Origin of the sequence: Pseudobutyrivibrio sp. JW11 (genome assembly GCF_900115355.1) — a bacterium.
GTDB classification, from domain to species: domain Bacteria; phylum Bacillota; class Clostridia; order Lachnospirales; family Lachnospiraceae; genus Pseudobutyrivibrio; species Pseudobutyrivibrio ruminis.
Genome location: NZ_FOWB01000021.1, coordinates 1 through 16,374, shown reverse-complemented (window position 1 = coordinate 16,374; position 16,374 = coordinate 1). Strand labels below are relative to the sequence as shown.

14 protein-coding genes are annotated in these 16,374 nt (G+C 38.1%); all 14 read right to left on the bottom strand.

Features of this window, described 5'->3' with window-relative positions:
- Nucleotides 1-65 precede the first annotated feature (65 nt).
- Nucleotides 66-1,475, bottom strand: a complete 1,410-nt coding sequence (locus tag BM102_RS13230; RefSeq protein WP_090482672.1) for an SLC13 family permease — start codon at nt 1,473-1,475, stop codon at nt 66-68.
- A gap of 28 nt (nt 1,476-1,503) precedes the next feature.
- A complete protein-coding gene (locus tag BM102_RS13225; RefSeq protein ID WP_090482669.1) occupies nt 1,504-2,973 on the bottom strand; it encodes an MFS transporter in 1,470 nt (489 codons plus the stop codon).
- 19 nt (nt 2,974-2,992) lie between these two features.
- A complete protein-coding gene (locus BM102_RS13220; RefSeq protein ID WP_090482666.1) occupies nt 2,993-5,008 on the bottom strand; it encodes an alpha-glucosidase in 2,016 nt (671 codons plus the stop codon).
- A gap of 107 nt (nt 5,009-5,115) precedes the next feature.
- Entirely contained in the window at nt 5,116-5,718 is a 603-nt protein-coding gene (thrH, locus tag BM102_RS13215; RefSeq protein WP_090482662.1) for a bifunctional phosphoserine phosphatase/homoserine phosphotransferase ThrH, read from the bottom strand.
- Nucleotides 5,719-5,735: 17 nt separating this feature from the next.
- Entirely contained in the window at nt 5,736-6,932 is a 1,197-nt protein-coding gene (locus BM102_RS13210) for a homoserine dehydrogenase (protein ID WP_090482659.1), read from the bottom strand.
- 4 nt (nt 6,933-6,936) lie between these two features.
- Nucleotides 6,937-7,380, bottom strand: a complete 444-nt coding sequence (locus BM102_RS13205) for an ACT domain-containing protein (protein WP_044938603.1) — start codon at nt 7,378-7,380, stop codon at nt 6,937-6,939.
- Nucleotides 7,381-7,463: 83 nt separating this feature from the next.
- Nucleotides 7,464-8,601, bottom strand: a protein-coding gene (prfB, locus tag BM102_RS13200) for a peptide chain release factor 2 (protein ID WP_143063585.1) whose coding sequence is annotated in 2 segments (ribosomal slippage) — nt 7,464-8,525 and nt 8,527-8,601 — 1,137 coding nt in all. Because the reading frame shifts where the segments join, the coding sequence is not laid out codon by codon here.
- Between the two features lie 38 nt (nt 8,602-8,639).
- Entirely contained in the window at nt 8,640-9,908 is a 1,269-nt protein-coding gene (locus tag BM102_RS13195; protein WP_090482656.1) for a S41 family peptidase, read from the bottom strand.
- Between the two features lie 77 nt (nt 9,909-9,985).
- Nucleotides 9,986-10,894, bottom strand: coding sequence for a permease-like cell division protein FtsX (gene ftsX, locus BM102_RS13190; protein ID WP_090395375.1), 909 nt, complete (start codon nt 10,892-10,894; stop codon nt 9,986-9,988).
- A complete protein-coding gene (gene ftsE / locus BM102_RS13185; RefSeq protein WP_033153148.1) occupies nt 10,884-11,564 on the bottom strand; it encodes a cell division ATP-binding protein FtsE in 681 nt (226 codons plus the stop codon). Before ftsE ends, ftsX begins: the two co-directional genes overlap by 11 nt.
- A gap of 34 nt (nt 11,565-11,598) precedes the next feature.
- Nucleotides 11,599-12,687, bottom strand: a complete 1,089-nt coding sequence (locus tag BM102_RS13180) for a PucR family transcriptional regulator (RefSeq protein WP_033153146.1) — start codon at nt 12,685-12,687, stop codon at nt 11,599-11,601.
- A gap of 653 nt (nt 12,688-13,340) precedes the next feature.
- A complete protein-coding gene (locus tag BM102_RS13175; RefSeq protein WP_090482653.1) occupies nt 13,341-14,564 on the bottom strand; it encodes a C40 family peptidase in 1,224 nt (407 codons plus the stop codon).
- A gap of 143 nt (nt 14,565-14,707) precedes the next feature.
- The gene (gene trxB, locus BM102_RS13170; RefSeq protein ID WP_090482651.1) at nt 14,708-15,622 is read right to left on the bottom strand and encodes a thioredoxin-disulfide reductase; all 915 of its coding nucleotides are present in this window, start codon (nt 15,620-15,622) and stop codon (nt 14,708-14,710) included.
- 15 nt (nt 15,623-15,637) lie between these two features.
- Nucleotides 15,638-16,012 carry a RidA family protein gene (locus BM102_RS13165; protein ID WP_033153141.1) on the bottom strand — a complete coding sequence of 125 codons (375 nt, stop codon included), beginning with the start codon at nt 16,010-16,012 and terminating at the stop codon, nt 15,638-15,640.
- Nucleotides 16,013-16,374: the final 362 nt, after the last annotated feature.

The window sequence follows — 16,374 nt, the reverse complement described above, 5'->3', positions numbered from 1 at the left end:
TTAATTACCTCCCTATTTACATTTAATTAAAGTTTTTAATTAATTATAATAACTCTTTCTCTCTATTAATCAAGGATTATCACAGAAATAAATCCAACTATTATCGCAGTCATCATTCTCAGTACTGTAACCGGCAATCCTTTTCTCATAAGCTTTGCTGGATCGAGTCCGTAAGATACTGATATTGCCCTTACTGATACTGGAAGAAGTGACTCATAATTCATAGCCATTGCTGTTGCAAAAACATAAGGCAAAGGGTTGAGTCCCAGCTTGCTAATTACTCCTATAACTATTGGTAAAGTAACAGCCGCTGATACCGTACTGTTTGTCATCTCAGAAACCACACATGCAAAGATTGCAAATATAGCGATAGTCTCGAATCCTCCTACAAGATGTAATGACGCAATAAGATTTGCAATTGTATCGTTTGCTCCAGAACCTGTAAGAATCTGCCCTAAAGCAAGACCTCCTGCAAATAGAAGAAGCATGCCCCACATAACTTCTTGCTGCGCTCTATCCCAAGTGAGAAGCATCTCCTTCTTTTCCGCTGATACTATTACAAAGTTTAAAAATCCAAGTATTAAAAATAGGTATGCTGGCACAAGTCCTGGAAGAATATCTGCATATAACGGTCTGATAAATGAACCAAGCATTGCCGCTATAAAGAGAATTAGACTTACTTTCTCATCCTTTTTCATTGGGCCCAATTGGGCGTAGCACTCTTCAAAATACTCCTTCGTTCCCGAAAGAGAATCTGTCTTAAGTGGTTGCAACAGCATTGCCACTAACACAACTGCCGTTGCAATGACTGTGTATGGAAGCATATTTATTAGCCAATCTACATACATAAACTCTTGGCCAGTGTATTCTTCTATAAAAGAAATTGCCGTGATGTTCATGGCGCCGCCCAATGGCGTGCCTGCGCCACCTACCTGAGAGCCCCATGCTATCGCACATAAAATCGGAGTAGCAACTTCGCAATTTTTTATATCCTTGTATCCAGCTGCTGCAAGCATAGACACCGCTATTGGTGTAAATATTGCTACTACTACAACATTTGGCATCATATTAGAAAGCACCACAGCTGCAAGTAGCCACACTGTAATCTGTGATTTCATAGATGGACCTATTAATGTCAGCGCCTTTAGCGATATTCTTTTATCCAAACCAATCTGAGACCAAGGTGCCGTTAAAAGGCAGGAGCCAAATATCAGAATGATACTGCTTGACGCATACTGACTAATAACATCTTCCATTGGTACAATATTGAATATTGCATTTATAACTCCAGGCAACAAAGCTGTAACTGTGATATCCACTGGACGAGTTACCCACCAATATATCATCCAAAGTGCTGTTCCCAAACCTTTAGCTGCCGTGTAATTCATAAAGCCGCTTTTCCCTAAGCCTAATGAAACCAATAGAAATAGAATTGGTCCCACGCAAAGTGAAAACAGCCTTTTTCTTGTATTCATTATTTCCCCCAAATCTGCTGTATCTGTATTACAGTTTTACAGCATTTTCCTTCTTCCAAAGCTCATTATATTTAAAGCCTGTTACCTTCTCGCAGACTTTTATTTCTTCATCTGTAGCCTTGCTGCTATCTTCACCTTTTCTTCTTGCGATTTCTTTTTTCACAATATCAAACTCCCTTTTGTTCATTGGGAATATGACTGCAAATATAATAGTAAGAACCATAAGGATAATAGGTGCCCACACGTATAGCTGGGTAATGCCTGCCTGTGTTGATGCAGCCTGGCGAAGCTTTTCCGAAGCTAATGTCTCGTCATATCCTATCATCATAAGCAACAAACCAATGATTGTTGAGCTAAGACCAGTTGCTATTTTTCTGATGAATGTAGCCATTCCAGAAACGATTCCTGGTCTGCTAATAGATGTGATTAATTCATCTACATCTGCCATATCAGATAGAATTGCATAAATGCTAACCGATGATGCTGCCATACCAAGACCAATGATGAATGATAGAACCAAAATGATTGCAAATGGTGCCCCCTCATGTGAGAAGAAGAGCAATGCTATCGTCGCCAATATTCTGACTGGAAATCCTACCAAAATTGGGAATTTCTTTGATGTACGTGGCATTACAATTGAAAAAATTATAGTGCCAGAAAATTGTGCAAGCAAAAGCACTCCCATCATGATAGTAAAACGACCACCCGAGTATGCGTTCAAAACATCATCAACGTAATATACAGCAAGTCCCGTGACGAAGTCCGCTGCTCCCTGACCTGCTAAGAATATGCAGATAAACAATTTAAATGAAAAGCTTTTATATACTGTAAAAGACTGAACAAGGCTCTTCTTTAATGGAACATTTACAGGTTCTTTCTCTCTTTCCCATGTTCCTAAAAATGTAAGCAAGATAACCACAAAGAATATGATTGAAAAAATCAAGGCAACTAAAAAATACTGAGAAGCATTTGTGTTATCCTTAATGATAATTGTTGGAACCAAGCCAGCAATTATGGCGCCCAAACTAGAAAAGACTGTTCTTATACCTGAAAAACTTCCACGTTTTACATAGTCATCAACCATATCTGGCAAAAGGCCATTATATGGCACCATAACAATAGTAAAACCAGTTGAGAAAAGCATATACATCAATACATAAAATGCGTACTGGCCACCAGTGCTTTGGCCGCCAACACTTGTCCACAATAACAAAAATGTAATTGCAGAAATAATGCTTCCCAACAAGATATAGAATCTTTTGGCACCAAATCTGGAGCTGGTTCTATCAACAATGTTTCCCATAATAGGATCAGTGATAGCGTCCCATACTTTTCCAATCAACGGAATTGTTCCTGCTAGCGCAGGTGACATGCCAAGTGCTTTTGTTAGAAATACTGTAAAAAATGTACTGATAACTACAAATGCACCACCACCATAGATGTCTGCAAAACCATAAGAGCATTTTGCTAGGAAACTATTCTCCCTGTTTTTCCCCATAGTAAAAACCTCCTAAACCTTATTTAATTATCCCCCTCAAAAGATCTAAATCCGATGATTCTTTTCTAACAAATACCGGTGGCTGTCCTATTTCAGCCTCCACATATACGGTTCCTTTTTTATATTCTTCCCCTGTGAATAAGTGAACCCATGTATCATCCGGTAAAGTTACGTTCCTGCCTTTAGCCCCCGCTTTAAGAACAGGTGCAACAAGAATATCTCTTCCCAAAAGATATTCTGTTGTTTCACTATATGCCCACGGCTCATCATAGTGATAAAAAATCGGTCTCATCACTGGTGTACCTTTTTCAGTAGTCTGACTTACTAACCCCTTTAAATAGTCAGCCAACGCTGAATGCCATTTTGTACACTTAGCCAAATGAGCCAACAGCTCTTTATCCTCATTAAACTGAACATTATTTCCTGGCTGATTGCCTTCATGAAATCTATACAGTGGAGAGAAAACATTCATCTCCTCCCATCGCATAAGCAATTCCTTGGAGCGGCGCATGTGCATGATAGTGGTGTAACCACCAACATCTGAATGAGATAGGCCAAATCCTGACATGGCCAGAGATAATGTTGCTGGTATTACTGATGGCATACCATCATCGATTGACCAATCCACATGCTGATCTCCTGTCCACATCATTGCTGAATCCTTAACTGTTCCAGTAAAACCTGCTCTAGTGAAAAAGAAAACTTCATCCTGAGCCCCACACTCTTCTATCGCCTCTCGATTAAGCTTTGCCCATATAGCAGGCCAGCTGTTATGGAGAAATTTTGCATCTCCGTTGAATAACACAGCATCATCTGGAAGATATTCTCCAAAATCTGCCATCCATCCGCCCATGCCGATTCCTATCATGTTTTCCTTTATTAGATTTTTGTACCATTCATAGGCTGCTGGATTTGTGAAATCAACCATTGCTGCTGGAAAAGTGGTAATTGTAACTAAATAGTCTTCCCCATCTTTATTTTTAACGCAGTACCCCTTTTCTTTGGCTTCCTGATATATATCTTTTTCAAGCGCTATGAACGGGTTGATGTATCCCAAGAAACGGACGCCCTTTGCTTTCCATTCTTTTATTTTTTCTGGAAGATTTGGATATTGTTCTCTGCTATATTTCCAGTTCCACATAACCTGATAACCAAATCCTGTGCATCTGCATCCGCACCAATCCTGGCACCAAACACCTACAACCTTTGCGCCAGCCTCATCTAATTCCTTAAGCTTACGATCAATATTTCCACAACCATCAAAGCCTTCTACAACTTTGTCTCCATCCTTCACCCAGTCTTGCATAGCGATTATGCCACCGTCATAAACCCATTCAGGTAGTTTACGCTGTCTGCCAAGCACAGCCGTAAGCTTCTCTGATAGTTCCTCAAAGCTTTCAGCTTTTTCACTATAAATGTGAGGAAGCTCTTGAGTATATATAGTGATAGAGCCTGGCTTTGTGAAATCAAATTCACCATATGCATTCATATCAACATGAACGTAATACTTGTCTGATGAAATAAATGTAGGCTGAACATAATATGATTCGTATTTATCAAATCTTAGTTTTTTATTAGGACGTTTTCCTCTTATCTTTTCTTTGATAATCTTTTTTGAAATACGATTTGCATTTTGATGCTCAGCAACCCAAATCCTTACATTTTGTCCTTTTAAATCAAACTCTGAATATGTTTCACCACAACCATAAATATGCTCCTCACTGTTGGTAGGGAATGTAAGCCAAAACCTGTTCACTTCCCCATGATTGCCTTCAATCTGAACCATGCTTAATTCTTTTTTATCGCCAACATCGGATAAAACTAATTTGAATGTTTGATTTTTATTTGGTGTCGAAAGAATTACTTCAACGCCATTTTCAGTTTTCTGCTCTGAGACAATCTTGCATTTTTCTTTCCAGTGAATCTTCTGCTTATATTTAAAACTGCCTCTATCCATGGTGAAGTTGTTTTCGCCAAATCCAACTTCCACTGTAAGATTCTTGTAATCTACTATAGTAATTCCCCCTTTATGCATTTAATTAACTCTCTTAATTAATTTAAACCTATTTTAGTTTAATGAGTTCCTTTTATCAACCATTTTCCACTTATTTATAAATGAAAAATTACACAAAAATAGAAGCCCTATTTTTGGGCTTCTACAATTGCTTCATATAAATCATCATATTCTTCAAATGCAGGATACTGTGAGTAATCCTTTTTTATTGCATCGGTTGTTCTGAAGAGAAATCCTGCCTTTGATGCTTCAATCATAGCTAAATCATTGAAGCTATCACCACTTGCGATTGTCTCAAATCCACAAGACTGTAATGCACGAACTGTGGTAAGCTTGCTCTTTTCACAGCGCATCTTATAGCCAGTGATTTCTCCGTTATCTGCAACCACCAATTCATTACAGAAAATGGTTGGCATGCCAAGCTTTTCCATAAGCGGTCCTGCAAACTGTGAAAAGGTATCGCTGATAATGATTACCTGGCCAAAGGCTCTAAGTTTATCTAAAAATTCCTTTGCTCCAGGAAGAGGATCAATACCTGCAATAGTTTCCTGTATCTCTTTTAATCCAAGACCATGCTCTTTCAAGATACCAATTCGATAATTCATAAGCTTATCGTAATCAGGCTCATCTCTTGTAGTCTTTTCGAGCTCAGGAATTCCTGTAGCTTTCGCAAATGCAATCCAAATCTCTGGAACTAAAACACCCTCTAAATCCAAACATGTAACAAACATAATATTCTCCCAATATATTAATAGAATCTAATTGCTGATATTATTCCACCTAATGCTGCTTTTCTCTCGTTAAACTCATGCTCTGTCATTTCCTGAGTAATGAATCCTGTTTCGTCATCTAAATCAAGATTTGCATATTCTACATTTTCGAATTCATTCTCAATATTTGACTGAAGAGCTGAAGTTCTAACGAAGTATCTAAATTTCTGCTTGTTAGCATCTGCAAGCTCAAGCTTTTCAGCAGACCATCCGATTCTAACATGTTTATCTACGTTTCTTGCAAGGAAAACCATATCTCCAACTACTGCTGAAGCTGTTGGAAGAGCACCTGCTCCTGCGCCGTAGTACATTGATTCGCCAAGCATATTACCGCGTACTGAAACTGCATTCATAACACCTGCAACATGGTAAATCATCTGACTAGGCTTTACTAAAAATGGTGCTACGCGGCATGTGTAAGTATCCCCTACCTTTGTGCTACGTGCAACCAGCTTGATGCTGTAGCCCATTGACTTAGCATACTTGAAATCTGTTGCTGTTATTTTGCTGATTCCTTCTGTTGGTATCTCATTGAAATCAACATTTTTACCTGAAACAAGAGAAGTGAGAATAGCAATTTTTCTGCAGCTATCATGGCCTTCAACGTCTGCTGTTGGATCCTTCTCTGCGTAACCAAGTGACTGAGCTTCAGCTAATATTTCATCATAATCGCTACCAAACTGTTCCATATTTGTAAGCATGTAGTTTGTTGTGCCATTACAAATAGCTGACATCTCTTCGATAACATCACCTGTGAGGCAAGCTGTAAGTGTACGTATAATTGGTATTCCGCCACCAACTGCTGCTTCAAACACAAAGTTTACGTTGTTGTTCTTGGCTATTTTCATCAACTCAGCACCCTTGTCTGCTACAAGTGCCTTGTTAGATGTAGTAACTGATTTTCCTGCCTCAAGCATAGCCTTAACAAAAGTAAATGCTGGCTCAACACCACCCATAGTTTCAACAACTACTTTTACTTCTTTGTCTTTAGCTATTTCTTTGTAATCCTTTACGAAGCATTCTTCATGTGGGTCACCAGGGAAATCTCTAAGGTCAAGAATATACTTAAGTTCTAGTGGCTCACCAAGTCTTTCTTTAATGATGTCACTATTAGTATCAAGAACTTTTGCTACACCAGAACCTATTGTTCCGTATCCCATAATTGCTACTTTCATGTTGTCACTCCCTTGCTAATATTTTTACGTAATGGACACCGTTAATGTTTTCAATTGCGCTAACTAGATCCGAAAAATCCCCTGAATCTTCAAGAACATCTACCGAGATGGTGAGAGTTGCAAATCCCCCTACAGGGATACTTTGATGAATCGTAAGAATATTTACATGGAAATGAGCCATCACATCCAATACACTAGACAAAATACCAGGCTCATCCTCTAGTTGAATGACCATATTTACCGTTTTACCCTTGGTGTCCTCATGGAATGGAAATATGTCATCCTTATACTTATAGAAGGAACTTCGGCTTATTCCTACAGACTCCGTTGCCTCTTGTACAGAATCGCATTTCTTTGTTTCAAGAAGCTTCTTAGCCGCCACAACCTTAAGTAATACCTCAGGTACAGCTTTTTCTTTTAATACAAAATAGGTAGTTTTCTCTGCCATATACCCTCCAAAAGTGTCTTTCGTACAAAAACATTTGTACTCGTTCAGAAGATAATAACATTAAAAGCTACCTATTTCAAGTCCTAATTCATATCTGTGGCCCCTCTATCTGGGCATCCCAGTGAAAGCCATTTTAAATAAGCATTCATAAATGGTGTAATCTTGCCATCCAGCACAGCATCAGTGTTTCCTGATTCCTCACCAGTACGCAAATCTTTTACCATTGTATAAGGCTGTAATACATAAGATCTGATTTGGTTTCCCCAGCCTATTTCAGAAACCTCACCACGAATTCCGCTGGCCTTTGCAGCATTTTCTTCCTGTTTTAACAAAAGAAGCTTTGTTTTTAACATCTGCATTGCCTTATCGCGGTTTTGATGCTGGCTTCGTTCATTCTGACATGTAACAACAATTCCTGTTGGGAAGTGTGTGATACGAATGGCAGAACTTGTTTTGTTGATATGCTGTCCGCCGGCACCTGAAGAACGATATGTATCAACTCGGATATCATCATCCTTAATCTCAACATCAACATCTTCTTCTATATCTGGCATAACATCACAGGAAGCAAAGGATGTCTGACGCTTTCCCTGTGCATTGAATGGTGAAATACGAACAAGTCTGTGGATACCTTTTTCTGATTTAAGATATCCGTATGCATTTTCGCCATTAACCTGGAATGTAACGGATTTGATACCCGCCTCATCGCCTTCCAGGTAATCTAATTCATCAACCTCAAAGCCTGCATCTGAAGCCCAGCGAGTATACATGCGGTATAACATCTGTACCCAATCGCATGCTTCCACACCGCCTGCACCTGAATGAAGAGTTACAATAGCACTATCAGCATCATATTCTCCAGATAGTAGTGTTTTCATTCGAAGTTTCTCTAATGATTCTTCGAACTCCTCTATCAATACACCTACTGTATCAACTATTTCCTGGTCCTCTTCCTCGTTGCCAAGTTCAATATAGTCTTCTATTTCTTTATACAAGTCCTCAAGTTTATCTATGACTGAAACATCATCCTTCATGGACTTTAATTCCTTCATTTTGGCTGTAGATACCGCTGCATCTGTCCAAAAATCCGGTGCTTCCATTTCGCGCTCAAGCTCTTCTATACGAGCCTTTTTTGCTGCGACGTCAAAGTGAATCCCTCACTTCCGTCATAGAATTTTTCTGCGCTGTTAAGCGCTGCTTGAACTGATCAAGTTCTATCACGAAATCACCTCTTTTCAATAATGGCAATAGTTTAAATACTAATTAGAGGCTAATACCTCTAATGCTTTTTGTATTTGGTTATCTAAGTCTACACTATATGCATCTTCTTCACCACCTAAAAACTCATATTCGAGAACTTCATCTGGTGTGATACCTGTTCCGTGGATGCACTCTCCACTAGGTGTGTAGTATGTCTGAGTAGTAAGCTTTACAGCTGAACCATCTGTCAAAGGAATTGTTGATTGAACAATACCTTTACCAAATGTCTGTGTTCCAATAATTGTTCCATAATCAAAATCACGAATTGCGCCAGTAAATATTTCAGCTGCTGAAGCTGTATTTCCATTTACTAAAACAGTCATTGGAATAGATTTATAATTTGCTGCATCTGATGTGTAATCTTCTCTGTTTCCAGCTTTATCCATTGTATATACTACTGTGCCTTCTGGAAGCAGATAATCTAGAATATCAACTACTGAATCTAACAATCCACCACCATTGTTTCTCATATCAAAAATAACTGATGTCATTCCCTGAGCTTCAAGGTCTTCGTAAGCTGCTACAAAATCATCATATGTTCCATCAGTAAACTGAGATACCTGAATGTATCCAACATTATTATCAAGCATCTGGTGCTCTACTGTAGGTGTTGAAATTGATGCACGAGTGCATGTAACAGTCATTTCTTCACCTTCGCGATTAATGACTAATTCAACATCTGTACCCTCATCACCGCGGATATGTTGTACAAAAACATCTAAATCTTCTTCGGTTGCAATGTTTCCATCGGCTGAAACAATAATATCGCCTTCCTGTAGACCAGCTTTCTCTGCAGGTGTATCGGCATATACTTTTGTAATTGATACTTCCCCTGTTTCTGCATTCTTCTGAAGAAGTGCTCCAATACCGGCATAGTTACCTGTAAGTGTGTCCATTAAATCCTCGTATTCTTCTGCTGTATAGTATGCAGAATATGGATCATCAAGACTTTCTACAATACCAGCATAAACACCATCGATTAATGTCTGATCATCAACATCCTGATAATAGTAATTCTTAATTATGTAGAGGATTGTCTGCAGCTTGCTTTCTGATGTAGCAGAATCCTCTGTCAATGTATCAATCACTCCTTGTGAGCTATCTGACACAGATGTCTTACGACCAAATAAAACAATAACAGCCACTAATGTGGCAAGTAAAAATCCTACAATTAAGCCAACTGTTGTGCCAATTACAACAGGCCATTTACTAGACTTTGGCTTTTCTTGAAGCTCTGGTGAATAGTTAGATTCGTATTCTGTATTCATATAAAATGCCTTTCCTTTATATTGATAAGAGTGCCTTAGCTACTGCCAAGGCACTCCACGTAACTTGAAATATTATACTAGACTCTAAGATGCTTATGCAAGGTTACTCGTGAGCCAAACCAACCGATACCAATTCCAAGTACTAATGAAATAGGAACCAATGTATTGAATATAGTCTCAATTGGAATAAATGATACCATGCTGCTGAGGAAATTAAACTCTGATGCAGCATACTCAATTACCTTGCCATATATAAAGTACAAAAGTACAAGTGGTATAGCAGAACCAATCAATCCAATAAACACACCTTCTACCACGAATGGCTGTCTAACGAATGCATCCTTTGCACCTATTAATTTCATGATTGCGATTTCTTCTCTTCGAACAGAAATACCAACCATTACTGTATTACTAATCAAGAATACTGATACTGCAAGAAGAATAATTACGATAGCCATTGAAACGATTGTAATAGCTTTATTAATATCTGTAAGTGTTTTAGCAGCCACTTCTGATTTATTTACCTGACGTACTCCATCAAGTCCTTCAAGGAATGAAACCAAGGTAGACTGCATCGAAACATCACTAAGATAGATTTCGTAGTTTGCTGAATTTGCAAGAGGATTATCATCTGCAAATCCTGCTGCCAAATCTTCATTTCCTCCAAAATATTCTTCTTTGTATTCTTCCCAAGCCTGATCTGCTGAAATAAAATCATAGCTTGCTACTTCTGGGCGTTTTGAAATCTCTTCTCCTATTTCGTCTATGCGTGTCTGTGAGATTCCCTCATCAAAGAAAACTGTAACCGCTACACCTTCCTCTGCTGATTTAACCATTGCCTGGAAGTTTGTTCCTAAGGAATAAAATATACCAAACAAAAAAATACAGGCAGTCATTGTTGCTATTGACGCCAGAGAAAACATTTTATTTCGCCAAACGTTTTTCAAACCTTGGCCGATGTTGTAAATATGTGTACTAATCTTCATAGTCATCACCTCCAACATCGCTAACTACCACGCCTTTTTTGATGGTGATAACTCGTTTATTCATTGCTCTAACTATTTCCATATTGTGGGTAACTACTACTACAGTTGTTCCCCTTTGATTAATTTCATCCAAAAGTCGCATGATTTCCCATGTGTTATCGCTATCAAGATTTCCTGTAGGCTCATCTGCAAGGATAATCTTTGGCTCGTTTACAAGGGCTCTTGCTATTGCAACACGCTGCTGCTCTCCACCAGAAAGCTGACTTGGACGAGATTTATATTTAGCTGCAAGTCCAACTAATGAAAGCATAGTTGGTACTTTCTTTTTTATTTCTCTGTTTGATGACTCTACAACCTTCATTGCAAAGGCAACATTTTCGTAGACATTTCTATCAGGCAAAAGTCTGAAGTTTTGGAATACAACTCCAACATTTCTACGGTACATTGGAATCTTTTTATGTGTAACCTTTTTAAGGTCCTGTCCATTAATATAGATTTTTCCTTTTGTAGGCTCTAATTCCTTTAATAACAATCGAATCAGGGTGGATTTACCTGAACCACTATCACCCACTACGAATACAAACTCGCCTGGATCAATGTGTATTGTAACATCTTCCAAAGCTGGTTTTCCAACTTCATACGATTTACTAACATGATCTAATCGTATCAATATCAATACCTCATTTCTATAAAACTAAGTGTACTTAGAATTTTTCATCTTCCATATACTTCATGTATTTTACAACCATTAAGGCAATTTTGAAAGTGATTGCATCTTCAAAAACTCTTAAATCTAATCCTGTGCTCTTTTCAAGCTTATCAAGACGATATACAAGAGTGTTTCTGTGAATATATAACTGTCTAGATGTCTCAGAAACATTTAAGCTATTCTCGAAGAATTTATCAATAGTTGTAAGAGTCTCTTCGTCAAAATCATCAGGAGATTTGTTATCGAAGATTTCTGATATAAACATCTTGCAAAGTGGAATAGGTAACTGGTAAATAAGACGTCCTATTCCAAGAGCTGAGTATGCAATAATTTTCTTTTCATTAAAGAAGATTTTACCGACATCCATAGCCATAGAAGCTTCCTTGTAAGAACGAGAAACCTCTTTGATTTCGCCAACAACTGTACCATAAGAAACACGAATATTCTTATTATCCTTGTCGTGGAATGCATCGATTATAACTGCAGCAATTTTATCTACATCCTCGAATGTATCATTCTCCCCAAGTTCCTTAACTACAATAATATTGTGCTCATCAACGGCTGTTACAAAATCCTTTGTCTTGCCGCCAAATACTGAGCGAACTCTATCAAGCTCGTCGCCGTCCTTGTCTGGGCCAACTTCAACAATCATAACAACTCTTCGCGCATTAATATCCACATGAAGCTTCTTAGAGCGATTATAGATATCAACAAGAAGTAAGTTGTCGAGAAGCAAATTCTTAATAAAGTTATCTTTATCGAAACGCTCCTTATAAGCAATCATTAATTCCTGTACATGGAAAGCAGCAATCTTTCCAACAGTAGATGCTTCTTCGTCATCCCCTTTGGCTAAAATAACAAATTCCAACTGCTGATCATCAAATACCTTAAAGAAGTGATACCCTAAAGCCACCTGGCTATCTGCCTCAGATGCTGCAAACACAGCTATAGCGTCTGCAAACTGAGCTGTATCATTAAAAGTAGATGCGCATACAACACCGTCAGAATCAGTCACTGCTAAATCTACTTTTGTAAGCTGATGTAATCCTTCAATTGTATTTTGCATGATTTGATTAGAAATCATAGGTCGTACCTCCTGATTAACTATGCAATATTAACAATGCCAAAACCTTTTTTTGCATACAAATTCACATAACCTATGCTCATTCTAATATAAATAACCAAAAAATGAAATAGTAAACTTATATTTATTTATGCAAATTCACAACTAGCCATAAAATTGCAATTATGTGGAGCTTTTGTGAACAGAAAATCAAATCTCATTATTGTCTGATAATAGACAGCATATTCAGATATTTTTTCTTCTCTTTTAAAGTCAAGCATATTAAGCAATTTTACAAGTTTTGTTGATTTAAGACAAAACAAGCGTTCTTGAAAATTGTGGATAACTTTTATGATTCGTTCACAATTTCTGTGGATAAAGTGGATAAATGGTTTACAAGTCCGAATTTACGTGATGATTGTGTGATTTTTTGTTGAAAAAATATTTCATTTCCACATTGTCTGAAATTATATTCTAGTTTAACAATTTCTGTTTTTGTGCAAATTTTCACTAAACGGTTCCAGTATTCCAAAATGAGTTTTCTGACAATTAGTGTCAAATTATTATAAATATTATTATTTTAACTGCTCTATCCTAACGGATTCACAATATAACATTTCGCCTTATATCATAAAAAAGGCACCGCCTAAATGCGGTGCCTCAAAATTCTTTAATTAGAAGATTCTTCTGATTGCAAGAATCTGCTTGTAGTTTACATTTGAATATGTAATACCAGTTCTGTATGTAGATGCGTGAAGTAACTGACCGTTACCAGCATAAATACCAACATGACCTGAGTAGCAAACGATATCACCTGGCTGCATCTCATCATAAGATACTCCATAACCAACGCTACGAAGTGCGCTTGATGAATGAGGTAAGCTTACACCAAATGCTGAGTAAACACTCATTACAAATCCTGAACAGTCTGTTCCGTTTGTAAGAGATGATCCACCGTAAACATATGGGTTGCCAACAAACTGTGAACCATAAGCAACTACTGAGCTTCCATCTGAACCTGAAGGAGCTGAGTATGACTTGCTAGATGAAGAAGATGAAGATGATGAGCTTGCTTTCTCAACTGCAGCTGCTGCCTGAGTAGCTTTCTTTGCTGCTTCCTGAGCTGCCTTCTTTTCTTCCTCTTCCTTTGCTAATCTTGCGATTTCAGCATTCTTAGATTCTGCTACTGTAAAGTCTGTAGAAAGATCAACGTAATCAGTGCTGACATATCCTTCACCAGCATTACATGTAACCTTTACCCAACCTGTATCAGCCATTGACTCATCAACAACTGTAAGGTCATCACCTACTGGAATCAAATCGATGATGTCGGATTCTGTAGTAGCTTCCTCACGAACATAAAGAGTAGTTGTCTTAACTGTAGCTAAACGTCTTGAAACTTCCTTTGCAAGTTCCTGATCACCCTGAACTACGTATTCGCTCTTTACATAACCTGTAACATCACCAGATGTGATAAGTAACCATGTACCATCCTCTGCCTCAACAGTTTCAGAAACTGTAGCAGCTGAGTTGTTATATAACTTTCCGACATAATCGCTATCAGCTGATGCCGACTCACGAATATATACGTAATTATCTACCTGAGCAATTGCAATATCTGCATATGGATTTTCCTCAGATGCAGCAACTGTACTAGCTTCGTTGTCTGCTAACTGTGATTCTGCAGCAAGTATATTTGCATTTGCAATCATATCATTAACTGAAAGCTGTGCACCTGCGAAAGCAGTGTAGTCTGTTGTTTCTAAAACGCCTGTTGCACTAGATAATGCGCTGACACCTGATGTAGCTGTAGCAGCACTAGCGCTAAATGAAAGGCTTGAAACAACAACACAAGCAGCAAGTGTATAACTAACAGCTTTTGTCATTTTCGAATTCATTCTGTAAAAAAACCTCCGAATTTGTTACAAACTTATTACAACTGTTGTCATTATATAATCTAACAGTGAATGTGTCAAGTCCGATTTAACCCTGCATTTTCTTATAATCTGAAAATATGTTGAGTTTGTAACATTTTAGTAAACTATTTTAAATTTAAATAATTGGTTATAGATGTTATTGCATTCGCCCCATCAGCGGTTGCAGTAATTACCTGACGTAATTGCTTTGTTCTAACATCTCCTGCTGCAAATACTCCTGGAATATTAGTCTCGCATGTTTCGTCTGCAACAATATAGCCTCTTTCATCTAATGAAGGAAGACCCGAAATAGTTTTGGTGTTTGGCACTGTACCTACCGCAATAAATACACCATCTATTTCTAGTTCTCTTTCTTCATTTGTTTTCTTATTCTTTATAAGAAGTTTTTCAACTGAATCATTTCCAATTATAGATTCAACTGTGGAATCCAATACCAACTCTACATTATCAAGAGACTTGATTTGGTTTTGTAAAACTACAGCTCCTCTAAACTCATCTCTTCTATGAATAAGATAAACTTTTTTGCAGGTTCTAGCTAAATAAGCTGCATCCTCGAGGGCTACATCTCCACCGCCAACTACAGCCACTACCTTATCCTTAAAGAATGCACCATCACATGTAGCGCAGTAAGAAACGCCCATGCCTGAAAACTCATCCTCACCAGGACATCCAAGCTTTCTGTTTGTTGCTCCGGTAGCAATAATAACTGTCTTTGTCTGGAAAGTTTCTTTTTTAGTAACAAGCTCTTTTATTTCGCCATTATCTACAATGGAAGAAACGCGACCTCTAGCGAACTCAACTCCAAGCTTTTCGCAATGCTGCTTCATAGCATCTGCCAACTCGGTACCTGATACTCCTGGAATACCAGGATAATTATCTACCTCGTATGTGTTGAGTATCTGACCACCGCTGATAGAACTTGTGTCTAATACAAGAATATTATAGCCAGCTCTCTTACCATATATTCCAGCAGCAAGGCCAGCAGGACCCGCTCCTATAACAATAACATCATAAACCATAACACTTCTCCGAATTTATTTGATTGCAATTGCCTCTGCTTCCAAGAGAACATCCTTTGGAATACGAGCAACTTCAATACATGAACGAGCTGGAAATGGCTCTGGGAAGTACTTTGCATATACTTCATTAATTGCTGCGAAATCATCCATGTTTTTAATAAAGACTGTAGTTTTAACAACATTTCCCATGGATGTACCGGCTGCTTCTAACAATGCGCTCATGCTCTTGAATACTCTGTCAGCCTGTGCTGCAGCACCTTCAGGAATAACACCTGTTTCTGGATCAACTGGAATGATACCTGATGTGTAAACCATTCCATTTACCTCGATGGCCTGTGAATATGGGCCAATTGCCGCTGGCGCAGCTGTTGTTGAAATTACATTTTTCATAAGTATGTCCTCCTCGTATAATATTTTAGATACATTAAATGTACCTTGATAACTTAATAAATATCTGTTCAATAGGCTTAGTTAAGCCCATGATATAATTGTCCCAGTGTCAATCAGGTAATAGTTCTATTTCCCCCTGTTGAACCAGAAATGGTTACTTCATAATAAGTCTGTTCCCCTGACATGGAAGTTAACTTCAAACCGGCTGGCTGTTTGCTTAAGTACATGGACTACCATCTAGCAGTGTGGTTTCGCATCTGTCCATCTTAAGCTGGATTCTTATATGCGAGGGTGTCGATGCTCCATGATCATGGGTTTTACCAAGCCGATTGAACACTTTAATATCTTAATGAAAGGTGGTG